This window comes from Intestinimonas sp. HCP28S3_D6 (assembly GCF_052065695.1).
Taxonomy (GTDB): Bacteria; Bacillota; Clostridia; order Oscillospirales; family Oscillospiraceae; genus Intestinimonas.
Genome location: NZ_JBQHTM010000014.1, coordinates 22,266 through 46,903 on the forward strand (window position 1 = coordinate 22,266; position 24,638 = coordinate 46,903).

Genomic DNA, 24,638 nt, shown 5'->3' on the forward strand with positions numbered 1-24,638 from the left:
CGCCGTTTTTCCAAAACGGCGGCCCTTCCATACTTTATTTCCCTCATTCCATGGTAACGGCGGCATCCAGCGGGACGACATTCACATAGGTGTGTCCTCGGCCTAGGACCAGGGGGGCGCCGTCCTTGGTGGTATAAATCAGGGGACTCTCCCGGTCGGGTTTGCTCCAGCGGATGGGAACGGCCCGTCCGCCACAGGCGAACCAACCGTCTCCCTCCCCCACCACATCCACGTCCATATGGCCCAGGCTGTCTCCGGTATAGCGGCATCGGGTCTGAACCACGATGACGTTGGTCACCGCCACCTGCGCTCCGGTGTTTCCGTCCACATAGGGGGAACCGTATTCCTCCACCAGATAGGCCTTCTGGTCCTCATCATAGACAAAGATTCCCGTCTTATAATTGGAGAAGGGCACCGTCACCACCGACGCCTGGCTTCCTCCGGCAGGGGTACCGTCATCGGTGAAGGTCAGGCCGGCATCGTAGCCTTCCTCATGTTCCAGGCGCAGGCTCTCCGGGAGGTTAGCCAGGATGGAGGCACCGGTGGCCACCACACTGTGCTCGTAGCCATTCTCCTTCCGGCGGTCGGCGTCCCGCCACATCATATTGCTTTCAGGATTCTTGCCCAGATAGGGTCCCCGGACAGCATCGAAGTGATCCACATTCCAGCTCCGCAGGTCGCTGTACGCCTGCTCACTGCCGCCAGCGTGGATGAAAAGGGCATCATGACCCAGGGCCAGCTCGATGTAATAGGGCCGGGCGGAGCGGACGGACCCGATCATACCCACGTCCTCCACCGACTGGAACACCCCCAGCATCCGGGTAATGCCGCCCTCAGCCACCACCTCATAAATGATGTCCGCCTGGGATTGGCCTAACTGGGGCAGGGCCTGCTCCAGGTTGTTGAGCATGACGGCCACCGGCCGCCGGGCGGCGGTCTCGGCGGGCATCCCACTGAGGGGATTGACGGGACCGTTGTACGGAGTGGGCGTGGGCGTCACAGTGGCCATGGGCGGCGGTGAGGTCTGCACCGGCGCAGGTGTGGGAGAGGGCTCACCCTCTCCGGCACCGCAGGCGGTGAGACACAGCAGGGCGGTCAGGCATAAAGCTGACAGGACAGATCCTCTCATATCGTCGCCTCCATCCAGTATGGTACCCTCATCTTACCCCCGGCCCCTTCTCCCTGTCAACCGCCGCCTCGACAGCCTTCGGGCAAAATTCACTCTTGTTCCGGTCTTTCTTTTTCGGTATAATATGTTTTTAGGGTGGGCCATCCAGGCCCGCTCCCCATCCGGAGCACTGCTCCGGCCAAGCAAGGAGGTACGCCATGGCTCGCGTCGGATTCATCCACGATAAGCTGGACATTAAATTCCTGGTGCTTTACATCATGTCCCGTGTTGTGGCACCCATCGACCTGCCCACCCTGACCGACCTCACCATGTGCGACGAGGGAGTGGACTATTTCGCCTTTGCCGAGGCCGTCCACGAGCTGGTGGACACCGAACATCTGCTGCTGGAGGACGACCTCTATTCCATCACGGAAAAGGGCCGGAAAAATGGCGCCATCTGTGAGAGCAGCCTCCCCTACTCCATCCGAGTCAAATGCGACAAGAATGTGGCCAAGCTCAACAGCCGGCTGCGCCGGGACGCCCAGGTCCGCTCCGAGCGCATCCCCCGTGGAGATGGCACCTTCACCCTGGTGATGGCTCTGGACGATGAGCACGGCAATCTCCTCACCATTGAGATGCTGGCTGCCACAGAGCAGCAGTGCGACCGTCTGGCCGAACAGTTCAAAGCTCACCCTGAGCAGATCTACAACGGCGTGCTGGATGTGCTGCTCACCGACTTCGACGGAAAGGAGCAGAGCTGATTGGAGGTACCAACACTGATGGGACAGCCCATTACCCTGCTGTTCCTCTATTTTATCTTCTACTCCTTCTGCGGCTGGCTGTGGGAGACCTGCTACTGCTCCATCAAGGAACGACACTATGTTCCCCGAGGATTTCTGTACGGACCGGTCTGCCCCATTTACGGGGTAGGCTTCTTGCTGATGGTCCTCTTTTTCGCTCCCTTCAAGGATAATCTGGTGGTCTTTTACTTCGTGGCCGTCATCGTCATGACGGCCTGGGAATACTTTGTAGGCTGGTTTCTGGAAACCACCACCCACATCAAGTACTGGGATTACAGTGACCGCCGGTTCAACATCAAGGGTCGGGTGTGCCTGGAAGTAAGCCTCTTCTGGGGTATCATGTCCTATGTGGCTGTATTTCTCATTCACCCTCCGGTAGCGCGGCTTTTTTCCCGGATGCCCGACTGGCTCCAGTACACCGCCTGTGGCGCCTGTCTCTCCCTGCTGCTGGTGGATACCGTCACCACCATCCGGAAGCTGGCCCTGGTCACCAAAGCCATGGACCGGCTCCAGACCGCCGGCGACGAGCTGCGGCTCCAGATGGCCCTGGCCCGGTCCGATCTGGGCGACAACCTGGAAGTGGTGGGCGAGGAGCTGCGTGCCCGGCTGGATGACGTCCGGGAGAATCTCTCCCCTGCCAATGCCCAGCGGCTGGATCGGCTGATGTCCGATTACGACGAGCTGCTGAAGCGTGCTGAGCGCATGAGCCGCCGGTTCCGCAACCGTTACCGCCACATGAGCTCCCGCCGCTATGCACTGGATGACGTCCGGGCCTATGGCAGTCAGTGGCGGGCCTCCATCCAGGCCGCCAAGGCGGCGCGGAAGGCGGAAAAGGCCGCCAAGAAGGCCAGTAAAGCCTGAGCCGTTTGTCCAAACAGGATAAAAAATGCTGTTCCCCATCTGGGGAACAGCATTTTTTCATTTTTGGGCTTACATCAGCGGCGCGAACACACGGAGAACAGCCCGGTAGGCCTTCCGCCACCAAGGGAGAGCCCGGCTCTGCTCCAGGGTGATGGGTTGGCACTTCTCAAGCGTGGCCAGGAAGTCGGCTTTGATGTCCCGCACCGTGGGATCACCGCACAGCCACACACCATTTTCAAAGTGGAGGAACAGACTGCGGTAATCCATGTTCACTGTGCCGACAGTGCCGTACTTGTCGTCCACGGCAAAGTTCTTGGCGTGAACAAAACCGGGGGTATACTCGTAGATCTTTACCCCGGCTTCCAGCAGCGGACCATAGTGGGCCCTTGTGACCTCAAAGACTACCTTTTTGTCCGGGATATGAGGGGTCATGATGCGTACGTCCACCCCCGACTTTGCTGCGATACACAAAGCCGTATTCATGCTGTCGTCCACGATGAGGTAGGGCGTGGTGATATAGACATAACGCCTGGCCTTGTTGATGAGGTTGAGATAGACCGACTGGCCCACCGCCTCCCCGTCCAGGGGGTTGTCGGTATAGGGCTGCACATAGCCCGTTCCCTCGGGCGGCGTCTCCCACTTCGGACGGAAGGCGTCATAATCCTCCGTGAAGGTCTCCCGTGTATAGTCCCACAGGGTGAGGAACATCACCGTCATGCTCCAGGCCGCCTCTCCACGGACTAGGATGGCACTGTCCTTCCAGTGGCCGAAACGGACCTTTTTGTTGATATACTCGTCGGCCAGGTTGATGCCGCCGGTAAAGGCCACCTTTCCGTCGATGACCAGGATTTTTCGGTGGTCCCGGTTGTTGAGCCGCAGGGACAGGATGGGGACAAAGGGATTGAAGACACAGCACCGGATACCGGTGCGCTTTTCCAGCTCGGAGGCGTACTCCCGGGGCAGGGTAAACATGGAGCCGATGTCATCGTACATCACCCGCACGTCCACCCCCTCCTTCACCTTTCCTGTGAGGATGTCCAGGATGGTGTCCCACATAACCCCGTCATCGATAATAAAATACTCCAGGAAAATATATCGCTCCGCCTTTTTGAGCTCCTCCACCATCCGGGCAAAGCAATCCTCTCCCAGGGGAAAATACTCGGTTTCCGTGCCGCCGTATACCGGACAGTGGGCCATGTGCTCTAAATACCGGGCCTGGTGCACAGCATCCTCACCAAATGTGATGAGGCTGTCCGCCTTGAAGTCCTGATGCAGCACCTCCAGCATCTTCTGGTCCATCCCCTCCATCTTCCGGCGGGTCCGCTTACTCAGCTTGTTGCCGCCGAAGAGAAGATAGAAGAGCCCGCCGAAGATGGGAAAGATCAGGATGGGTACGATCCACGCGATCTTATAGGCCGGTTCGCTGCTGCGGTTCACGATCCAGAAAACTGCCGCGATGCTCAACGCCACACAGATCCCGTAAAAGGGCAGGAAAAATTCGTTGAACCGCAGGAGCATAAGCACCAGCACGGCGATTTGGATGATGAGGAATACCCCCATCAACACCGCCCGGTGGAACAGCAGAGAGACCAGTTTCTTCATATATGCCTCACAGTGACAAGTGTTTTTGCTTTTCAGATATTTTTCTTATCAGCCAGCCGTCTTGGGTGGACGCAGGACCACATTTTCCGGGCCCAGCAGCTCTTCCAGCTCCCGGATCAGCGCCGGATGCTGGATACACAGACCCCGGCGCTTCCGGCCGCTCCCGGCAAAATAGAAGATCACCTTCTCGGTGCCGGGGAACATGAGAAAAATCTTCTGGACCCGCTCCCAGACCGGGCCTTCCTCCTGTTCCAGCTTGATATAAAGGGTATTCGCTTTCGTGGTTGTTGCCTCTTCTTCCGGCTGGCCCGGCACCGTGCCCAGAGGGTGGACCTCGTCCACCAGCAGCTGTGGCGCCTTCTCATCCCGGACGGAGAGCCGGCCGGTGACCCAGATCGGGTTGTTCTCCTGAAGGAGGGAACCGCTGGCGCTTAGGGTGCGGGCAAAGACCAGCAGCTCCATGGAGCCGGTGTCGTCCTCTAGGGTGACATAGCACATAAGGGTGTTGTTCCGCGTGGTCTTGGTCTTGGCTGCGGCCACCACCCCCGCCAGCGTAATCTTCTGCTCGTCCCGATAGGTGTCCGGGCCGCTCTCCTTGCCGAAGTCGGCCAGGATGGCCCCCATGGGGGCGGCGTGCACCGCTTTGGCGGCCTGCCGGTACTCGTCCATGGGGTGGCCGGTGAGATAGAGGCCGGTGGTCTCCTTCTCCATGGCCATCCGCTCCTGGCGGGTGAACTCAGGCAGGTTGGGCAGGGGCGGGTCGGTGACGGCGGAGGGCTCCTCTCCCCCGCCGCCGAAAAGGTCAAACTGCCCCTCCAGGTTCTTCTTCCGCTGCTGGGCCACTCCGTCCAGCACCTGGCCATACACGGCCAGCAGCTGGGAGCGGCGGTAACCCAGGCTGTCGAAGGCGCCGCACTTGATGAGGCTTTCGGCCACCCGCCGGTTGAGATCGGCACCCCCCATGCGCTGGCAGAAGTCGGCAAAGGAGGTGAAGGGTCCCCCCCGCTCCCGCTCGGAGAGTAGGTCCAGGATGACGCCACGCCCCACGCCCTTTACTGCCACCAGACCAAAGCGGAGGTTGTCACCCTCCACAGTGAAGTCGGCGCCGGAAGCATTGATGTCGGGGGGCAGCAGGTCGATGCCGCTCTCCCGGCACTCCCCGATGTACTCGGCCACCTTGGCCTGGGAATCCAGCACCGAGGTGAGGAGAGCAGCCATATACTCCCTGGGATAGTGGTATTTGAACCAGGCCGTTTGGTAGCAGACGATGGCGTAGCTCACAGCATGGGCCTTGTTGAAGGCGTAATTGGCGAAATCGTAGATCTCGTCATAGATGTCCTGGCCGGTCTGCTCCGGGATGCCCAGAGCGATACAACCAGGAATGTTCCGCTCCTGGTCGCCGTAGATGAAGGCCTGGCGCTCCTTCTCGATCTGGGCCTTCTTCTTCTTGGAGATGGCACGGCGCACCATGTCGGCCTGGCCCAGAGAGTAGCCGCCCAGCTTGCGGAAGATCTCGATGACCTGCTCCTGGTAGACGATGCAGCCATAGGTCACCGACAGGATGGGCTCCAGGGCCGGGTGCTTGTATCGGATGAGCTTGAGGTCGTGCTTGCAGGCGATGAACCGGGGGATGGACTCCATGGGGCCGGGGCGGTAGAGGGCGATGATGGCCGTGATGTCCTCGATGTCCTTGGGCTTGAGGCCCACACACACCCCCGTCATGCCGGGAGACTCCATCTGGAATACGCCGGAGGTCTTGCCCTCTGAGAGCATTTGAAAGACCGCCGGGTCGTTGTCCGGGATGTTGTGGAGGTCGAAATCGGGCTCCTTCCGGCGGACCAGCTGGACGGCGTCGTCCAGCACCGTCAGGTTCCGCAGGCCCAAAAAGTCCATTTTGAGGAGGCCCAGCTCCTCCAGGGTGGTCATGGTGTACTGGGTGACTACCGACTCGTCGTTCTTGGCCAGGGGGACATAGTCATCCACGGGGAGCCGGGTGATGACCACACCGGCGGCATGGGTGGAGGCGTGGCGGGGCATGCCCTCGATGCTGCGAGCGGTATCGATGAGGGTCTTGACCCGCTCATCCCCCTCGTAGAGGTCCCGCAGGGGCTTGGACAGCTTCAGGGCCTCGTCCAGGGTGATGTGGAGGGCGCCGGGGCCGCTGGGCACCTGCTTGGCGATGTTGTCCACCTCGGCGTAGGGGAAGTTGAGGGCCCGGCCCACGTCCCGGATGGCGCCCCGGGCGGCCATGGTGCCGAAGGTGACGATCTGGGCCACGTGGTCGGCGCCGTATTTGCAGCAGACGTAGTCGATGACCTCCTGCCGACGGCGGATACAGAAGTCGATGTCGATATCGGGCATGGTGACCCGCTCCGGGTTGAGGAATCGCTCAAAGTAAAGGCCGTACTTGGTGGGGTCTACGTCGGTGATGTGGAGGCAGTAGGACACCATGCTGCCGGCGGCGGAGCCGCGGCCGGGGCCCACGGGGATATTGTGCCGCTTGGCGTAGCCGATGAAGTCGGAGACGATGAGGAAGTAGTCCACGAAGCCCATCTTGCGGATCATATCCATCTCGTAGGCCAGCTGCTTCCGGTAGTCCTCCGGGGCGTCGGGATAGCGCTGGGCAAAGCCGTCCAGGCACAGCTTTTCAAAGTAGGCATCCCCGTCGGTCCAGCCCTCGGGCAGCTTGAACTCGGGCAGGTGGTATGTGCCGAACTGAAACTCTACATTGCAGAGGTCGGCGATCTTTTGGGTGTTCTCCAGGGCCTCCGGGCAACTCTGGAAGAGCTGGGCCATCTCGGCCTCGCTCTTCACATAGAACTCCTCGGTCTCAAACTTCATCCGGCCTGGCTCATCCACCGTCTTGCCCATCTGGATGCACATGAGCACGTCCTGGGTACGGGCGTCCTCCCGGGTCAGGTAGTGGGCGTCGTTTGTTGCTACCAGGGGGATGCCCGTCTCCTCGTGGAGGCGCAGCAGGCCCTGGATGATGGCCGGGTCTTCGGGCAGGCTGTGGTCCTGGAGCTCCAGATAGTAGCCGTCGGGACCAAAGAGGTCCCGCATGGCCAGGGCCTCCTTCTTGGCGTCCTCATACTGGCCGTTGCGGAGCAGCCGGGGCAGCTCCCCCGCCAGGCAGGCGGAGAGGGCGATGAGTCCGCCGGCGTGCTGCCGCAGCAGCTCCTTGTCGATGCGGGGCTTGATGTAAAAGCCCTCGGTGAAGCTGCGGGAGACCATGTGGCACAGGTTGCGGTAGCCCTCCTCGTTCCGGCAGAGCAGGATGAGATGGCGGGGGGAGGAGTCAAACTCGTGCTCCTTCTGGAACCGGGTCCGGGGGGCCACATAGACCTCACAGCCGATGATGGGCTTGACCCCCTCGGCCTTGCAGGCCTTGTAGAAGTCCACCGCCCCGTACATGACGCCGTGGTCGGTGATGGCTACGGCGTTCTGCCCCAGCTCCTTCACCCGCTTCACCAGCCCCGGGATGCGGCAGCAGCCGTCCAGAAGACTGAACTCGGTATGGACATGTAAGTGGACGAAGGACATAGGGGACCTCCTCAGTTCAATGGTGTCAATAGGATGAATGGTCTTGGACCCGCGCACGGAGCTCACGCTCCACCTCTGGCAACAGCCCCGTCAGGGTACGCCGCTGCCAGAGAGAAAAAAGCGGCAGGCAGGCGCAGCACAGGGTGCGCAGAGAGAAACCGTCGGCCCAGATGAGCAGGGCCAGTGCCAGCCAGAAGATGCCGTGGAACAGGAAGAAGCCAGCCGGCAATCGCACGGTCATTTCGATCCGCGTTCCGCCTTCCACTGCCATCAGAGCGGCATCCACCTGGACATGGCCGCCGATGGGGCCGGTCCGGGCCAGGCACAGTCCATCTGGTCGAACCCGGGCAAACCAGGTATTCCGGGCAGTCCACCGGTCCAGTCGGGACCAGGGCCGGGCGCCGCGGCACAAGGCTTCTTCTGTCTCCCGGGGTGTGAGCGCCGTTTCCAATACGCACCGGCGGACCATACTCACCCCTCCCCCGCCAGCTCCATGAGCTTGCGGAGCCGGTGGTTGAGACAGGACTTGGTCACCGGCGGATCGCTGAGGGCGGCCAGCTGGGATAGTGTGAGCTCCGGGTGGCTGAGGCGCAGCTCCGCCGTAGCCCGGAGCTTGTCCGGCAGGGAGTCCAGCCCCCGGCTCCGGGCGTACCGCTCGATGGCCTCCACCTGCTCCAGGGCGGCATCCACCGCTTTGTCCAGATTGGCCGAGTCGCAGTTCACCCGGCGGTTGACGCTCCCCCGCAGGTGTTTTTCCAGCTTGGCGTTCATGATCTCCATAGCCGACACCGGCGCCCCCAGGGCGGTGAGGAAGTCGGCAATGGTCTCGCTGGGCTTGAAATAGGTGATGTAATTGGATTTCCGGGTGGTCTGCTTGGGCTCAAAGCCCACCTCCCGCAGCAGCGCCGCCAGCTCCCGGCTCACGTTGAAGTGGGTGGTGCACAGCTCCAGGTGGTAGCTCTTGGCCGGGTCGCTCACCGAGCCCCCCGCCAGAAAGGCCCCCCGCAGAAAGGCGGACCGGCAGTGGTCCTCCTCTACCATAGCGAAATTGATGTGGTGGGCCAGAGAGGCCTCCGGCTCGTAGCCGAAGGCCTCCCTGACGGCGGTGAGCTTGGCGGGGTCGGTGAGGTGGAAGGTCTGCTTCCCCGCCGCCGACGCCGTCACGGTGTCAAATTCCACCCGAAAGGCCCGGCGGAAGAGCTCCGGCAGGCGCTTAGCAAAGGCGGGCGAGGCGGTGACCACCTTCACCTCCTCCCGGGTGAAGCTGCGGCAGAACAGTAGGGCGCCGTAGGCCTCCGCCCGGGCACAGCACCGTCGGGCGAGCTCTCCCCGGCACAGCTCTGTTTTGACTTGGTTGGAAAAGGACATAGGTGCTCCTTTTTTCTTTCTATGATGGGTATCAGCCCGGTCACTCCTCCAGACGGAACGGGGTCTCCTCAGCGCCCAGCTCGTGGGCGATGCGGATGGACCGCTCGGCCAGCAGCTCCATGACGGCGGCCGACAGCCGGGCCACCGAGTGGCGGGCGTAATCGGAGGTCTCGGAGGCCAGAGGCCGCTCCACCAGCTCCACCCCCAGAGCCTCCACCCGCTCCCGGTCGATGACGATGGGGGCGGCATCCTCCTCCCGGTAGCGCTCTACCAAGCCGGGCCGCACCTGGGCCGAGTTGGCCAGGCATAGGTCCACCAGACCCGGCCCGCCTCCGTGGGACAGGAGGGCGGCCACGTGGTCGGCCACGGTGTAGCCCTCGGTCTCCCCGTCCTGGGTCATGATGTTGCAGATATAGACCTTCAGGGCATCGGAGTGGCGGATGGCCTCCCCCACCCCGTCCACCAGCAGGTTGGGGATGACGCTGGTGTAGAGGCTCCCCGGCCCCAGCAAAATGAGGTCGGCCTCCCGGATGGCCCGAAGCGTCTCGGGGAGCGCCGGGGGACGCTCAGGCAGCAGCCGCACCCGGACGATGCGGCAGTCCTGCTCCTTCTTGAAGGCGCAGATCTTGGACTCCCCCACCACGCTCTTCCCGTTTTCAAATGTGGCCTCCAGCTGCACGTTCTCGTTGGTCACCGGCAGCACTCGACCCGTGATGGCCAGGACCTCACTCATCCGAGCTACCGCCTGGTCAAAGGACCCGGTGATGCCGTTGAGGGCGGCCAGGATCAGGTTGCCAAAGGACTGGCCGGTAAGACTCCCCGACCCGCCGGGAAAGCGGTAGGTCAGGAGCTGGTTCATGATGGGCTCGGCGTTGGCCAGGGCCTCCATACAGTGGCGGATATCCCCCGGCGGCGGCATGCCTAAATCCTGCCGGAGCATACCGGAGCCGCCGCCATCGTCGGCCACAGTGACGATGGCGGTCAGATTGCGGGTATACTGCTTCAGGCCACGGAGCATGGTGGACAAGCCGGTACCGCCGCCGATGGCGGCGATTTTCGGCCCGTGCTCCCAGCGCTGGTCGCTGCGGCTGTACTGCTCGCTCATACATCAGTCCCTCGTCATGTCACGGTGGCTCTCAGAGGCGTTGTACCCCTTCTGCCGGATGAAATCGGCCAAGGCCCGGGTCACCGCCACCGACCGGTGGTGTCCGCCGGTGCAGCCCACGGCAATGACCAGCGCCGTCTTGCCCTCCTCCACATAGAGGGGCAACAGGAAACTCAGCAGGCTCTCCAGATGGGACATCAGGTCCCGGGTCTGCTGGTAGCCGAAGACGAAATCCCGCACCCCGGCATCCAGTCCCGTCTGATTGCGGAGCTCGGCGATATAATAGGGGTTGGGCAGACACCGCACATCGAAGACCAGGTCTGCCTCCAGGGGAATGCCGTTTTTGAAGCCGAAGGAGATCACCGACACGCTCATGTCCGGCTTGCCATCCCCCTCGCCGAAGAGGCGGAGCATCTCCCCCCGCAGCTTGGCGGTGGAGAGGGCCGAGGTGTCCAGGATGTACTCCGAGCGCTTCCGCACCGGCTCCAGCGCCGACCGCTCCAGGGCCACCGCCTCCTCCAGGGAGCGGCCCGCCTTGGCCAGCGGGTGGCTCCGCCGGGTCTCCTTGTACCGCTTGATGATGGCCTCCAGGCTGGCCTCCACAAAGAGGATCTTGTAGTCACAGCCCATGTCCTTAAGCTGGGCCAGGGCGTCAAAGAGGGCGTCGAAGGTCTGACCGCCCCGGATGTCGGTGACTAAGGCCACCTTGTCGTAGCGCCCCTGGCCCGCCATGCACAGCTCGGCAAACTTGGGAATGAGGGCGGCGGGCAGATTGTCCACCACATAGTAGCCCATATCCTCCAGGAAGGAGGCGGACTTGCTCTTTCCGGCCCCGGAGAGGCCGGAGATCAGGATGAATCTCATGGTGCTCACCTCACGGATCGCTTACACGCCCAGGGTGCGCACTTCCAGCTCCAACTCCACACCGGTCTCCTTGAGCACGGTCTCCCGCACCTGGTTGGCCAGGGTGAGCACGTCCGAGCACGTGGCGTTCCCCAGGTTGACGATAAAGCCGGCATGCTTCGTAGAGACCTGAGCACCACCCACGGTGAGGCCCTTGAGCTTGCACTCGTCGATGAGGGAGGCGGCAAAATATCCCTTGGGGCGCTTGAAGACACTGCCGGCGCTGGGCAGGTCCAAAGGCTGTTTGTGGCGGCGGCGGTTGCCAAAGTCATCCATCAGGGCCTTGATGTCCCCACTGTCCCCCGGCTTGAGCTCCATCTCTGCTGAGAGGATGAGGCGGCTCTCGTCCTGGAAGGCGCTGTGGCGATAGGAGAAGTCCAGGTCGTCCCCCGCCACGGTCTCCTCCTGGCCCTCGGCGGTGAGGCAGCGCACAGAACGGACCACCGCCTTCATCTCCCCGTCATAGGCGCCGGCGTTCATGGTGACGGCGCCGCCCACCGAACCGGGGATGCCATGGGCGAACTCCAGGCCGGAAAGGCCCTTGTCCATGGCGAAGCTGGACAGCCGGGAGAGGAGCACACCGCTGCCAGCGGTGATGACATTGTCGTGGTGCTCCAGCTTGCCCAGGCCGTCCACCGCCTTGATGATAAAGCCCTCGTAGCCCTGGTCGGACACCAGCAGATCGCTGCCGTTGCCCATATAGAAGGGGTGGATGTCGTGCTGCAGGGCGGTGCGCACCGCCTTCTTGGCATCCTCCTCGGTCCGGGGCAGGGCCATGAGCCGCACCGGCCCGCCTATGCGGAAGGTGGTATGACGGCTCATGGGCTCCTCCGCCCGAAGCTCCAGGTCGGGACAGGTCCGGGACAACTCCCGGAACAAAGACGCATATCGGTCCATACTCTCTTTTCCTCCTATTATCCATATCAGACGCCGGTGGCCGCACCGCCCGGCGGTATGCTCGATCATTGGGGCGGCTCCAAAGGCCATATGCTCCCAATATGAATATTATAACAGAACCGGCGCTCAAATAGAATAGTTCCGGCAAAAAAGGCCGTCCTCAGCCCGGTCCGAAGAGTTCCTGGAACTCCTCCCGGCTCCCCCGGAACACGTTGAGGTCAATGCGCTCCTCTCCCCCGCTGTACCCCTCCAGCAGGGCGCTGTGGGAATACTGCCAGAAGGTCCAGGGTTTCCAGAAGGGGGCCACCACCGGACTGGAGAACCAGAAGAGGTAGTCCTCATAGCCCTTCTTCAGATAGAGGTCGTAGGAGCGGTAGGTCACGTAAAGGATGGGCTTCACCCCGTAGTGCTCCTCCAGCCGCTCCAGCAGAGGGTCCAGCACAGCCTTCACATGGTCCTTGTCCGGCGGATTTTTCAGATTGTCACCATAGAACTCGATGTCCACCACCGGCGGCAATGCCCCCGGGGTGACGGGGACGACGGAGATGAAATTGTCGGCCTGGGTCTCACCGGGGCTGTCGTAGCTGAAGAAGTGGTAAGCTCCCACCCGGACCCCGGCGGCCTGGGCCGCGGCCCAGTTCCGGGCAAAGTTCACATCCTGGAGGGAGCTGCCCTCGGTGGCCTTCAAAAAGGCAAAGTCCACCCCTTGGGCCTCCAGGGCGGTCCAGTCCACCTCCCCCTGGTACACCGAGGCGTCCACTCCAAAGACCTCCCACTGGTTTGGGTCGGCCTCCTGGGAGAAAAGGATCAGCCCCCGCCAGCGGCAGAATTGAAAGGCCGCATAGGCCAGCAGGACCAGCACGGCCCCCAGCACCACCAGCCGAAACAACAAACGCAGAATGCGCATGAGGATCTTCACAAAAATCACCATGATATATGATACGGCACTTTCGGTGGAAAGGCAACCGTCTTTTCTCCGGCGGAATATTTAGAGGGAGAAAAACAGCCGGGCCGCCTTTCGGCGGTCCGGCTGTGATCTGGTTCCTTTTATTCCAGAGCGGTATAGCCCATGAGATACTCATCCACCTCCCGGGCGGCCTCCCGGCCCTCCCGGATGGCCCACACCACCAGGGACTGGCCCCGGTGCATGTCGCCGGCGGTGAACACCTTCCGGTCACCGCCGCAGGCGGCGTAGTGACCTTCCTCGGTCTTGACGCAGGAGCGGGGGGTGCGCTCCAGGCCAAAGGCCTCGGGCACATAGTCCTCCGGCCCCAGGAAGCCGGCGGCGATGAGGAGGAGCTGACAGGGCAGCTTGCCCTCGGTACCGGGCACGGGCTTGAGCTTTTCGTCCAGCTGCACCGTCTCCACGGCGGTGAGATGGCCCGCCTCGTCCCGGACCAGGCCGGTGAGGGTGGTCTGGAAGATACGGGGGTCGTGGCCGAAGACGGCGGCGGCCTCCTGCTGACCGTAATCAGTCTTGCACACCTTGGGCCACTCCGGCCAAGGGCAGGCGTCCGTGCGGTGGTCGGGGGCTTTGGGCATCATCTCCAGCTGGGTGACGCTCTTGCAGCCCTGCCGCAAGGCGGTGCCAACACAGTCGTTGCCGGTGTCGCCGCCGCCCACGATGACCACGTCCAGCCCCTTGGCGGAGACGGTGGTAGCGGTCGGGTCGCCGGCCAGGAGGGCCTTGGTGGCCGCCTTCAGGTAGTCCACGGCGAAGAAGACGCTCTCCCCTTCCCGGCCCGGCACCGCCAGGTCCCGGGGGTGGGCGGCACCGCAGCAGAGGACCACGGCGTCATATTCCTCCAGCAGGGTCTTGGGCGTGATGTCCCGGCCCACGTCCACGCCGGTGCGGAAGACGACTCCCTCCTTGGTCATAAGGTCGATGCGCCGCTGGACCACGGTCTTCTCCAGCTTCATGTTGGGGATACCGTACATCAGCAGCCCGCCGGGCCGGTCGGCCCGCTCGAAGACGGTGACGGTGTGGCCGCGGTGGTTGAGCCGGTCGGCGCAGGCCAGACCGGAGGGGCCGGAGCCCACCACCGCCACCGTCTTGCCGGTGCGGACACGGGGCGGACGGGGCTGGACCAGGCCCTTCTCCCAGGCCTCCTCGATAATGCCCAGCTCGTTTTCCCGGACGGTGACCGGATCGCCGTGGAGGCCGCAGGTGCAGGCCGCCTCACAGAGGGCGGGGCACACCCGGCCGGTGAACTCCGGAAAGCTGTTGGTCTTCAGCAGCCGGCGCAGGGCGTGGTCAAAGCTGCCGGTATAGATAAGGTCATTCCACTCGGGGATCAGGTTGTGGAGGGGACAGCCGGAAACCATGCCCCCAAGCACCGCGCCCGACTGGCAGAAGGGCACGCCACAGGCCATGCAGCGGCCCCCCTGCCGCCGGCGCTCCTCCCGGCTGAGCCGGGGGTGAAACTCGTTGAAGTGACGGATTCGCTCCAGGGGCGGCTGGGCGGGCTCTCCCTGCCGCGGATACTCCATAAATCCAGTAGGCTTTCCCATTACCGCTTCCCTCCTCTGGTGTTGAGATAGAAGGCCTCCACCTCGGCCTGCTCCTTGTCCATGCCCCGGCCCTCCAGCGCCGCAGTGGTACGCAGCATCCGGTCGTAGTCCATGGGCAGGATCTTCTTGAAGAGGGGCAGCCAGTGGTCCAGATCCTCCAGAATGGCCTTGGCCCGGACGGAGCCCGTGGCCTCCAAATGGGCCCGGAGGATCTTCTCCAGGCGCTTGGCGTCCTCCCCATCGGTGACCGGCTCCATGGAGACCAGGGTCTTGTTGAGGCGGAGGTACAGGTCCCGCTTCTCGTCCAGGACGTAGGCCACGCCGCCGGACATGCCCGCGGCAAAGTTCCGGCCCGTGGGGCCCAGGATGACCGCGCAGCCGCCGGTCATATACTCACAGCCGTGGTCGCCCACGCCCTCGGCCACCGCCGTGGCGCCGGAGTTGCGGACGCAGAACCGCTCGCCGGCGATACCGGCGATGTAGACCTCGCCGGAGGTGGCTCCGTAGAGAGCGGCGTTGCCCACGATGACGTTCTCATCGGCCACGAAGGTGCTCTCCTTTGGGGGATACAGGGCCAGGCGGCCGCCGGAGAGGCCCTTGCCGAAGGAGTCGTTGGCGTCGCCCTCCAGCTCCAGGGACACACCCTTGGGCAGGAAGGCGCCAAAGGACTGGCCGCCGCCGCCGGTGCACTTGATGGTGATGGTTCCCGGTGGCAGGGCGTCGCCGTGGAGACGGGTGACATCGGAGCCCAGGATGGTGCCCAGGGCCCGGTCGGTGGAGGAGACGTTCAGCTCCACATGGCCGGGGACCCCCTGCTCCAGGGACTCCTTCAGCCGGGGCTCCAGCTCCCGCAGGTCCACCGTCTGCTCCAGCTTGAAGTCGTAGACGTCGGCAGGGTCGAAGTGCCGCTTGGCGCCGGCCTTCCCCCAGGTGTCCTCCAGCAGGCCGGAGAGATCCACACCCACATCGTTCTTCCGGAGGGAGAGCAGGTCGGTGCGGCCCACCAGCTCGTCCACGGTGCGCACACCCAGCTTGGCCATGTGCTCCCGCAGCTCCTGGGCGATGAAGGTCATGAAGTTGACCACGTGCTCCGGCTTGCCCTGGAAGCGCTTGCGCAGCTCCGGGTCCTGGGTGGCCACGCCCACGGGGCAGGTGTCCAGGTTGCACACCCGCATCATGACGCAGCCCATGGAGACCAGGGGGGCGGTGGCAAAGCCGAACTCCTCGGCGCCCAGCATGCAGGCGATGGCCACGTCACGGCCGGACATGAGCTTGCCGTCGGCCTCCACCGCCACCCGGGAGCGCAGGCCGTTGGCCATGAGGGTCTGGTGGGTCTCGGCCACGCCCAGCTCCCAGGGGAGGCCGGCGCCGTGGATGGACGTGCGGGGAGCAGCTCCGGTACCGCCGTCGCTGCCAGAAATGAGGACCACCTGGGCGCCCGCCTTGGCCACGCCGGCGGCGATGGTGCCCACCCCCGCCTCACTGACCAACTTCACCGAGATCCGAGCTCGGCGGTTGGCGCACTTGAGGTCATAGATGAGCTGGGCCAGGTCCTCGATGGAGTAGATGTCGTGGTGGGGCGGCGGAGAGATGAGGGTAACTCCGGGGGTGGAGTGGCGGCACTTGGCAATCCAGGGGTACACCTTCCCGCCGGGCAGATGGCCGCCCTCGCCGGGCTTGGCGCCCTGGGCCAGCTTGATCTGGATCTCGTTGGCACTGACCAGGTAGGCGCTGGTGACGCCGAAGCGGCCGGAGGCCACCTGCTTGATGGCCGAGTTGCGGTCGGTGCCCAGGCGCTCGGGCTCCTCGCCGCCCTCGCCGGAGTTAGAACGCCCGCCCAGCATGTTCATAGCCTTGGCCAGGCACTCGTGGGCCTCCCGGGAGATGGAGCCGTAGCTCATGGCTCCCGTCTTGAAGCGCTTGACGATGGAGGACACCGGCTCCACCTCGTCCAGGGGGATAGGCTCCTTGGCGTAGTTGAGCTCCAGGAGGCCTCGGAGGGTCCGGGGCTTGGTCTGATCGTCCACCAGGGCGGTATACTGCTGGAAAAGGCCATAGTCCCCGCGGCGCACAGCCTCCTGGAGCAGGTGGATGGTCTGCGGGGTGTAGAGGTGCTCCTCTCCCCCCGCCCGGGCCTTGTGGCAGCCCAGGGAGTCCAGCTCCAGGTCCACCTCCAGGCCCAGGGGATCGAAGGCCTTGGAGTGGGTGCGCTCCACCGCCGCGCCGATCTCCTTGAGGCCGATGCCCCCCACACGGGAGACGGTGTTGGTGAAGTAGCGGTCAATGACCTCCTTGGAGATGCCCACCGCCTCAAAGATCTGGGCGGACTGGTAAGACTGGATGGAGGAAATGCCCATCTTGGAGGCCACCTTCACGATGCCGTGGAGGACGGCGTTGTCGTAGTCGGCCACGGCGGCGTGGAAATCCTTGTCCAGCTGGCCGTCCTCGATGAGGGAGACGATGGTCTCCTGGGCCAGGTAGGGGTTCACTGCCCGGGCGCCGTAGCCCAGCAGGGCGGCAAAGTGGTGGACGTTCCGGGGCTCGGCGGACTCCAGAATGATGGACACCGCCGTGCGCTTCTTGGTGCGGATGAGGTGCTGCTCCATGGCGGACACCGCCAGCAGGGACGGGATGGCCATGTGGTTCTCGTCCACCCCGCGGTCGGAGAGGATGACCACATTGGCCCCCCGGCGGTAGGCCCGGTCCACGTCCAGGAAGAGGCGCTCCAGGGCCTCCTCCAGGGAGGAACCCTTGTAGTACAGGATGGACACCGTCTCCACCTGGAAGCCGGGCCGCTTCATGGCCTTGATCTTGATGAGGTCGGTGGAGCTCAGGATGGGGTTGCGGATCTGGAGGACCCGGCAGTTCTCCGCCTTCTCCTCCAACAGGTTGCCGTCGTCGCCCACATAGACGGCGGTGTCTGTGACCAGCTCCTCTCGAATGGCGTCGATGGGGGGATTGGTGACCTGGGCGAAGAGCTGGCGGAAGTAGTCGAAGAGGGAGCGGTCTTTCTTGTCCAGCACCGCCAGAGGGATGTCAGCCCCCATGGAGGCGGTGGGCTCGGAGCCGTCCCGGGCCATGGGCAGGATGGTGTCCCGCACATCCTCATAGGTATAACCGAAAGCCTTCTGGAGCCGCTGGAGCTCCTCGCGGCTCCGGGACTCCACCCGGCGGTTGGGCAGGGACAGGTCGGCCAGGCCCACCAGCTCCCGGTCCAGCCACTCGCCATAAGGCGCCTTGGCGGCCTGGTTCTCCTTGAGCTCCCAGTCCCGGATGACTCGCCCTGCCTTGGTATCGGCCAGGATCATCCGGCCCGGGCCCAGACGGCCCTTCTCACACACCATCTCCGGGGGCAGGTCCAGAACACCCACCTCGGAGGCCAGGATGAGGCGCTGGTCGGTAGTGATATAGTAGCGGGCGGGACGCAGACCGTTGCGGTCCAGCACCGCGCCCAGGAGGTCGCCGTCGGAGAAGAGGACCGCCGCAGGGCCGTCCCAGGGCTCCATGAGGGTGGCGTAGTAGCGGTACATATCCCGGCGGGCACGGGACATGGTCTTGTCCTCCTGCCAGGGCTCCGGGATGGCCGCCATGACGGCCAGGGGCAGCTCCATGCCCGCCATCATCAGAAACTCCAGGGTGTTGTCCAGCATGGCCGAGTCGGAGCCCTCCACGTTGATGACAGGGTAGATCTTGTCCCGCTCCCCGTCCAGCAGCGGCGAGGACATGGTCTCCTCACGGGCCAGCATACGGTCCACATTGCCCCGGATAGTGTTGATCTCGCCGTTGTGGGCCAGCAGCCGGTTGGGGTGGGCCCGCTCCCAGGAAGGATTGGTGTTGGTGGAGAACCGGGAGTGGACGATGGCGATGGCGGAGCGGCAGTCCTCGTCCTGGAGGTCCAGATAGAAGGCCCGCAGCTGCTTCACCAGGAACATGCCCTTGTAGACGATGGTCCGGCTGGAGAGGGAGCAGACATAGGTGTCCTTGTCGGTGTGCTCAAAAGCCCGGCGGGCCACATACAGCTTCCGGTCAAAGGGGAGCCCCTGCTCCATCCCCTCCGGACGCTTCAGGAAGACCTGCATGATGCAGGGCATCTTGGCCAGGGCCCGCTCCCCCAGCACGGAGGGGTCCACGGGCACCTCGCGCCAGCCCAGCACCTCCAGGCCCTCGGCCGCCGCCGCCCGCTCAAAGCTCTTCTGGGCCCGGCCCCGGAGCAGCACATCCTGGGGCAGGAAGAACATGCCAACGCCGTAGTCCCGCTCCCCGCCCAGAGGGAAGGGCACCGTCTTGGCAAAAAAGTCATGGGGGATCTGGAGCAGAATGCCCACGCCGTCACCGGTCTTGCCCTCGGCGTCCTTACCGGCGCGGTGCTCCAGCTTCTCTACGATTTTCAGGGCGTCGTCCACCGTCTGGCGGGTCTTCCGGCCCTGGATGTCCACCACGGCACCGATGCCGCAGGCGTCGTGCTCCAGCGCCGGGTCGTAGAGCCCGGACCGCTGAAAGCCCTCACTTCTGGTCTTTTTCATCTCCGCATCCCCTTTCCGGGTGTGTCCGGCGGCCAGGGCCGTCCGGCGTTTTTTCTTTTTTACCATCGGATGGTTGTGAAAAAAGGGCGCGCCGCCGCCGCGCCGGACGTCGCGGTCCAGCACGGCGGCACGCACCCCATTGTACGCGCCAACAATATCAAAGAATCTTTCGGATCCGCTCCACCGCCCGCTTTGTAGCCTCGGCGCCGCCGAAGCCGGTAAGGCGGATATACCCCTCCCCGCTGGGGCCAAAGCCGGCACCCGGGGTGGTGACCACATTTGCCTCCCGAAGGAGAGTATCAAAGAAGGACCAGGAGTCCACCCCGTCTGGGGTCTTCACCCACACGTAGGGAGAGTCCACGCCACCGGAGACAGTGAGCCCGGCCTCTGCCAGGCCGGCCCGGATGCTTCCGGCGTTCCGGAGGTAGTAGGCGATGTTCTCCATGACCTGCTTTCGGCCCTCTTCGGTATAGGTGGCCTCGGCACCCCGCTGGACGATGTAGGGCGCACCGTTGAACTTAGTGCACTGGCGGCGGTTCCACATGTCCCGGAGGCTCATACCGTCCCGGACCAGTTCCTTGGGAATGATGGTGGCTGCGCACCGGGTGCCGGTAAAGCCGGCGGTCTTGGAGAAGGACCGGAACTCGATGGCGCAGGTCTTGGCACCGGGGATCTCAAAGATGGAGTGGGGGATCTCCGGCTGGGTGATAAAGGCCTCATAGGCGGCGTCAAAGAGGATGACCGCCCCGCAGTCGTTGGCGTAGTCCACCCAGGCCTGGAGGACCTCCCGGCCGGCCACCCCGCCGGTGGGGTTGTTGGGGAAACACAGGTAGATGAGGTCGGCCTTTTCCCGGGGAATCTCAGGAAGAAAACCATTCTCTGCCGTGCAGGGCATGTAAAGAAGCCCCGTCCACCGGCCGGTATCGGCGTCATAGTCCCCCGCACGACCGGCCATGGCGTTGGAGTCCACATACACCGGATATACCGGGTCGCACACCGCTACCTTATTGCCGCTCTGGAAGAGGTCTACAATGTTGCCGCAGTCGCTCTTGGCGCCGTCACTGATGAAAATCTCCTCGGGGGAAATATCCATCCCCCGGGCCTGGAAATCATACTTGGCCATGGCCTCCCGGAGGAAGGGCCAGCCCTGCTCGGGGCCGTAGCCGCGGAAGGTCTCGGCCTTCCCCTGCTCGTCCACCGCCTTGTGCATAGCCTCCAGCACCGCCGGTGCCAGAGGCAGAGTCACGTCGCCAATGCCCAGGCGAATAAGGTCCGCCTCAGGGTGCTCCCCGTTGTAAGCCGTCACCCGGCGGGCGATCTCGGAAAAGAGATAGCTACCGGGCAGTTTTGCGAAATTCTCGTTGATGTGCACGTTGTTACCTCCTTATGATCCCCCCGGCCACTCACCTTCAAACACGGTGAACGCGGGGCCTTCCAGAAAAATGGAGCCCTCCGGGTCCGGCCAATCCAGAGAGAGGACGCCGCCGGGCAACTCCACCCGCCCCCGCCGGGCCGTCAGTCTGGAGACCGCCGCCGCGGCAAAGGCGGCACAGGCGCCGGTGCCGCAGGCCAGGGTCTCCCCACAACCACGCTCCCACACCCGCATCCGCAGTAGGTCTGGGGTGGTGACCTCTACCAGCTCCACGTTGGTCCGGTCCGGAAAGGCACTGTGGCGCTCCAGCTCCGGCCCCACCTGTTCCAGCGGAGCCCGGTCCAGGCGGGGCACAAAGATGACAGCGTGATGGTTGCCCATGGACACGGGCCGTACCCGCCAAGTCCTTCCCCCAGCCTCCAGGACCAGGGATTCCCCCAACACCGGCTGCCCCATCTCCACCCGGATTCCGTCTGCGGCGTCGGTGAGGGTACGGAGCCCGGCGTCAGTTTCCAAGGTGAGCGGTTTCCCCTCCTCCGCCAGGCCGTGGGACCAGGCGTAGGCAGCCAAACAGCGGATGCCGTTGCCGCACATGGCGGCCCGGGAGCCGTCGGCGTTGTAGAGGGCCATCCGCAGGCGGCTTCCCTGCCCTGGAAGCACGCACAGCAGTCCATCGGCCCCCACCCCAAAATGGCGGTCGGTGAGGGTACGGGCCAGCCGAGAAAGCTCTCCTTCCGGCTGTTGGCGGGTCAAGTCCAGGCAGACGTAGTCGTTGCCCAGGGCCTGCATTTTGGTGAAACGCATCGTCAGACCTCCTGTCCGGCGCTCTCCCCCTGTGGATAGCATAAGGGCGGCAGTCCAGCATCGCGTTCCGAACTGCCGCCCCGGGCGGAGAGACATCCTCGTCTGACGATATGTATGCGCCTGGGACCGATCCTAGGCCATCTTTGGCCCTTCAATCTTCCGGTGGCGTTTTTTCGGGGCGGCGTTAGCCCATGCCCAGCACCAGTCGGGCAGTCTGGACCATCTTGACCCCAGAATCCATACTCTTTTTCTGCAAAAACCGATGGGCCTGCTCTTCTGTCATACCGTTGCGGTCCATGAGCAGCTCCTTGGCCGACCGGATGAGGTTCTCCTCCTCCTGACTGCGCTGGGGACGGACGAACTTCTCCAGCCGGTGCCCCATCTGGAGCAGCAGGCGCACCGACGCCACCAGATCACCCCGGCGCACCGGGGACGCCAGACGGAAGATGTCGTCGTTCTGGCACAGGTCCAGCATGCCCTGGACCGCCACCATCAGCATGGAACAGGTAGGCGGCAGGTCTTCAAAGAGGGCCTCGGCGGGCTGGTCAGGCAGCTTGAAGCCACAAATCACAGTGGTGATCCGCTGCTTGCTCACGATCCGCTTCACCTCGGCGGCGGAATGGCACAGGATACACGCAGCAGTGCCGCTGGTCTCCAGGATGTCCCGGATCCGCTCGCAGCTGCGGTCGCTCTCAAAGGCCACGATGACACTTTCCATCTCCAACGTTTCTCAACTCCTTCTGGCAGGAGTGACACGCCGGCGCCAGGCCGACATGCCTGCGGGGTCATGGGTCTCTATTGGGAATCAGTAGTTGATGATATACTTGTCCCGCTCCCAGGAGCTCACGCGGGTGCGGTACTCATCCCACTCTTTCATCTTGCCCTCGATGAAGTTGGTGGCCACGTGCTCGCCCAGAGTATCCAGGATCAGCTGATCCTTCTCCAGGGAGTGGATGGCCTCCTCCAGGGAGCCGGGCAGGGACGCAATACCGTTGGCCTCACGGGCGGCCTGATCCATGGCAAAGATGTTCTCGGTGACCTCCTCAGGAGGCGTCATACCCTTCTCGATGCCGTCCAGGCCGGCAGCCAGGCACACGGCAAAGGCCAGGTAGGGGTTGCAGGCCGGGTCGGGGGAGCGCAGCTCTACACGGGTGGCCTGACCACGGGCGGCAGGGATACGGATGAGGGCGGAACGGTTGGAGGCAGACCAGGCCAGGTAGCAGGGAGCCTCGTAGCCGGGCACCAGACGCTTGTAGGAGTTCACCAGGGGGTTGGTAATAGCGGCAAAGCCCTTCACGTGGGCCAGCAGGCCGGCGATGAAGCTGTAAGCCTCCTTGGACAGGCCGCGGGGATCGTTGGGATCATAGAAGACGTTCTTGCCGTCCCGGAAAAGGGACATGTTGGTGTGCATGCCGGAGCCGTTGATGCCGAAGATGGGCTTGGGCATGAAGGTGGCGTGGAGGCCGTTCTTCTGAGCCAGGGTCTTGACCGCCAGCTTGAAGGTCATAATGTTGTCGGCGGTGTGGAGGGCCTCCTCGTACTTGAAGTCGATCTCGTGCTGGCCCTCGGCCACCTCGTGGTGGCTGGCCTCGATCTCGAACTTCATGGCCTCCAGGGCCATGCAGATCTCCCGGCGGGTGGACTCACCGTGGTCCAGAGGACCCAGATCAAAGTAGCCGGCCTCATCGTTGGTCTTGGTGGTGGGCTTGCCCTCGTCGTCGGTCTGGAAGAGGAAGAACTCCGCCTCAGGACCTACGTTAAAAGCGTCATAGCCCATGGCCTTTGCCTTCTCGATGGCACGCTTCAGCACGTACCGGGGATCACCTTCAAAATGGGAACCGTCGGGGTTGTGGACGTCGCAGATGAGACGGGCCACCTTCCCATGGCTGGGTCGCCAGGGAAACACCCGGAAGGACTTCAGATCAGGGTACAGATACTGGTCGGACTCGTCGATACGTACAAAGCCCTCGATGGAGGAGCCGTCGAACATGCACTGGTTGTTGACCGCCTTCTCGATCTGGGAGGCGGTGATGGCCACATTCTTAAGCTGGCCGAAGATGTCAGTGAACTGCAGGCGGATGAACTCGATGTCCTCCTCCTTGACCATACGAATAATGTCTTCCTTGGTGTGCGCCATTGTTGGTGTCCCCTTCCTCTATTGGATTCGCCATCGGCGGTGCGGATGACCTTGGATAGCAGAGAAGGCGCTCCGCCCTCATCGGGTGGAACGCCTTCGTTCTCAACTGATGCGCTAAGTATACCGGTTCCCCCATTCTCTGTCAAGACCCAGATTCTACTTTGACGCTTTTTTGTAGCAAGTGGCGGGAGGGCTTCCCCTTCCTGCTTGGTCCTTTATGCACTTTTTCGTATTGTTTTATTTCCCCCAGAAGGTCCGTATCTCCTCACTGTGGGCCAGACCCTGATCGTAGCCGTCTTTCCACAACGCCCGGATTTTATCCAGATCCCGTTCCACCCGGGAAAAGCCCTCGGTACTCTTTGGGGCAATGAGAAGGACCTTCCCCTCCTTCTCCAGTTGAAAGAGCTCCTCCCGGCAGGCATTATACCGCTCCGCCCGGGTGCGCATGGTCTCGCAGAAATTCGGGTATCGGCTGTATCGCAGATTGATGAGCCGCTGAAACTTTTCCGGTCCCCGTCGGTAGCTCCGCTCCCTGGTGAGGACTACCACCACCCGGTCACAGCCCATCTCAAAAGCCCGGCGGTACGGAATACCATCCGCCGAGCCCCCATCCAGATAGGGCATTCCGTTCATCCAGAAGATGGGGAAGAGAACGGGCATGGCACAGGTAGCCTGTAGAATGAGGAATTTATCATCCCGCCGGGGGACCGGCAAATACTCCGCCTGACCGCTCTTCAGGTTGCTCACCACCGCCTCCACCTCTCCGGGGAAGGCGGCAAAGGTGTCATAGTCAAAGGGCACCAGTTCGTTTGGGATGGTCTCATAAGTAAACCGCAGGCCGAAATAACAGCGGTTGGACGGAACCAGCAGGTTCCGCAGCCCCATATAGCGTTTGTCGTTGGCATACTTGGTCACGATCTCCAGATTGCGCCCCTTCTGGCGGGAGACATAGCTCACGCCGTAGGCGATGCCCGCCGAAACACCGATGACATAGTCGGGCAGGAGGTCCGCCTCCAGTAGGGCGTCACAGACGCCGCTGGAAAAAATGGTTCGGAGGGCGCCGCCCTCCAACACGATGCCGGTCTTCATGGTATCACTTCCTTA

General features: G+C 63.3%; 18 protein-coding genes. 2 read left to right on the forward strand and 16 right to left on the reverse strand.

Annotation, left to right across the window (positions count from 1 at the left end; genetic code table 11):
- Positions 1 to 43: 43 nt before the first annotated feature.
- On the reverse strand, positions 44 to 1,129 hold the full coding sequence (locus ACTNBK_RS06545; RefSeq protein WP_441144657.1) for a DUF3048 domain-containing protein: 1,086 nt from the start codon (positions 1,127 to 1,129) through the stop codon (positions 44 to 46).
- 197 nt (positions 1,130 to 1,326) lie between these two features.
- Between ACTNBK_RS06545 and ACTNBK_RS06550 the strand changes: the two genes are divergently transcribed.
- Positions 1,327 to 1,869 carry a DUF4364 family protein gene (locus ACTNBK_RS06550; protein WP_441144659.1) on the forward strand — a complete coding sequence of 181 codons (543 nt, stop codon included), beginning with the start codon at positions 1,327 to 1,329 and terminating at the stop codon, positions 1,867 to 1,869.
- Positions 1,870 to 1,887: 18 nt separating this feature from the next.
- A complete protein-coding gene (locus ACTNBK_RS06555) occupies positions 1,888 to 2,769 on the forward strand; it encodes a putative ABC transporter permease (protein ID WP_441144661.1) in 882 nt (293 codons plus the stop codon).
- Positions 2,770 to 2,838: 69 nt separating this feature from the next.
- Here the strand turns inward: ACTNBK_RS06555 and cls are convergent, their stop codons facing one another.
- From cls to ACTNBK_RS06630, 15 genes are all read right to left on the reverse strand, one after another.
- Positions 2,839 to 4,371, reverse strand: a complete 1,533-nt coding sequence (gene cls / locus ACTNBK_RS06560; RefSeq protein WP_441144663.1) for a cardiolipin synthase — start codon at positions 4,369 to 4,371, stop codon at positions 2,839 to 2,841.
- Positions 4,372 to 4,419: 48 nt separating this feature from the next.
- The gene (locus ACTNBK_RS06565; protein WP_441144665.1) at positions 4,420 to 7,914 is read right to left on the reverse strand and encodes a DNA polymerase III subunit alpha; all 3,495 of its coding nucleotides are present in this window, start codon (positions 7,912 to 7,914) and stop codon (positions 4,420 to 4,422) included.
- A gap of 25 nt (positions 7,915 to 7,939) precedes the next feature.
- On the reverse strand, positions 7,940 to 8,383 hold the full coding sequence (locus ACTNBK_RS06570) for a hypothetical protein (RefSeq protein WP_441144666.1): 444 nt from the start codon (positions 8,381 to 8,383) through the stop codon (positions 7,940 to 7,942).
- A gap of 2 nt (positions 8,384 to 8,385) precedes the next feature.
- Positions 8,386 to 9,282 (reverse strand): DNA-binding protein WhiA, encoded by an 897-nt coding sequence (gene whiA / locus ACTNBK_RS06575; RefSeq protein WP_441144668.1) that lies wholly within the window; start codon positions 9,280 to 9,282, stop codon positions 8,386 to 8,388.
- Between the two features lie 40 nt (positions 9,283 to 9,322).
- Positions 9,323 to 10,387, reverse strand: a complete 1,065-nt coding sequence (locus ACTNBK_RS06580) for a gluconeogenesis factor YvcK family protein (protein ID WP_441144670.1) — start codon at positions 10,385 to 10,387, stop codon at positions 9,323 to 9,325.
- A 3-nt stretch (positions 10,388 to 10,390) separates the two neighbouring features.
- On the reverse strand, positions 10,391 to 11,251 hold the full coding sequence (gene rapZ / locus ACTNBK_RS06585; protein ID WP_441144671.1) for an RNase adapter RapZ: 861 nt from the start codon (positions 11,249 to 11,251) through the stop codon (positions 10,391 to 10,393).
- 21 nt (positions 11,252 to 11,272) lie between these two features.
- Positions 11,273 to 12,187: a UDP-N-acetylmuramate dehydrogenase gene (murB, locus tag ACTNBK_RS06590; protein ID WP_441144673.1), complete on the reverse strand. Its 915-nt coding sequence runs from the start codon at positions 12,185 to 12,187 to the stop codon at positions 11,273 to 11,275.
- Positions 12,188 to 12,347: 160 nt separating this feature from the next.
- A complete protein-coding gene (locus tag ACTNBK_RS06595) occupies positions 12,348 to 13,106 on the reverse strand; it encodes a GH25 family lysozyme (RefSeq protein ID WP_441144675.1) in 759 nt (252 codons plus the stop codon).
- A gap of 128 nt (positions 13,107 to 13,234) precedes the next feature.
- Positions 13,235 to 14,698, reverse strand: coding sequence for a glutamate synthase subunit beta (locus tag ACTNBK_RS06600; RefSeq protein WP_441144677.1), 1,464 nt, complete (start codon positions 14,696 to 14,698; stop codon positions 13,235 to 13,237).
- On the reverse strand, positions 14,698 to 19,221 hold the full coding sequence (gene gltB / locus ACTNBK_RS06605) for a glutamate synthase large subunit (protein WP_441144679.1): 4,524 nt from the start codon (positions 19,219 to 19,221) through the stop codon (positions 14,698 to 14,700). The genes ACTNBK_RS06600 and gltB overlap by 1 nt, the downstream gene beginning before the upstream one ends.
- A 157-nt stretch (positions 19,222 to 19,378) precedes the next feature.
- A complete protein-coding gene (locus ACTNBK_RS06610) occupies positions 19,379 to 20,593 on the reverse strand; it encodes an LL-diaminopimelate aminotransferase (RefSeq protein WP_441144681.1) in 1,215 nt (404 codons plus the stop codon).
- Positions 20,594 to 20,605: 12 nt separating this feature from the next.
- The gene (gene dapF, locus ACTNBK_RS06615) at positions 20,606 to 21,397 is read right to left on the reverse strand and encodes a diaminopimelate epimerase (RefSeq protein WP_441144683.1); all 792 of its coding nucleotides are present in this window, start codon (positions 21,395 to 21,397) and stop codon (positions 20,606 to 20,608) included.
- Positions 21,398 to 21,581: 184 nt separating this feature from the next.
- Complete coding sequence (locus ACTNBK_RS06620; RefSeq protein ID WP_441144715.1) at positions 21,582 to 22,115, reverse strand: ANTAR domain-containing response regulator; 534 nt, start codon at positions 22,113 to 22,115, stop codon at positions 21,582 to 21,584.
- 87 nt (positions 22,116 to 22,202) lie between these two features.
- A complete protein-coding gene (gene glnA / locus ACTNBK_RS06625; RefSeq protein ID WP_441144685.1) occupies positions 22,203 to 23,534 on the reverse strand; it encodes a type I glutamate--ammonia ligase in 1,332 nt (443 codons plus the stop codon).
- Between the two features lie 237 nt (positions 23,535 to 23,771).
- Entirely contained in the window at positions 23,772 to 24,623 is an 852-nt protein-coding gene (locus ACTNBK_RS06630; RefSeq protein ID WP_441144687.1) for a patatin-like phospholipase family protein, read from the reverse strand.
- Positions 24,624 to 24,638: the final 15 nt, after the last annotated feature.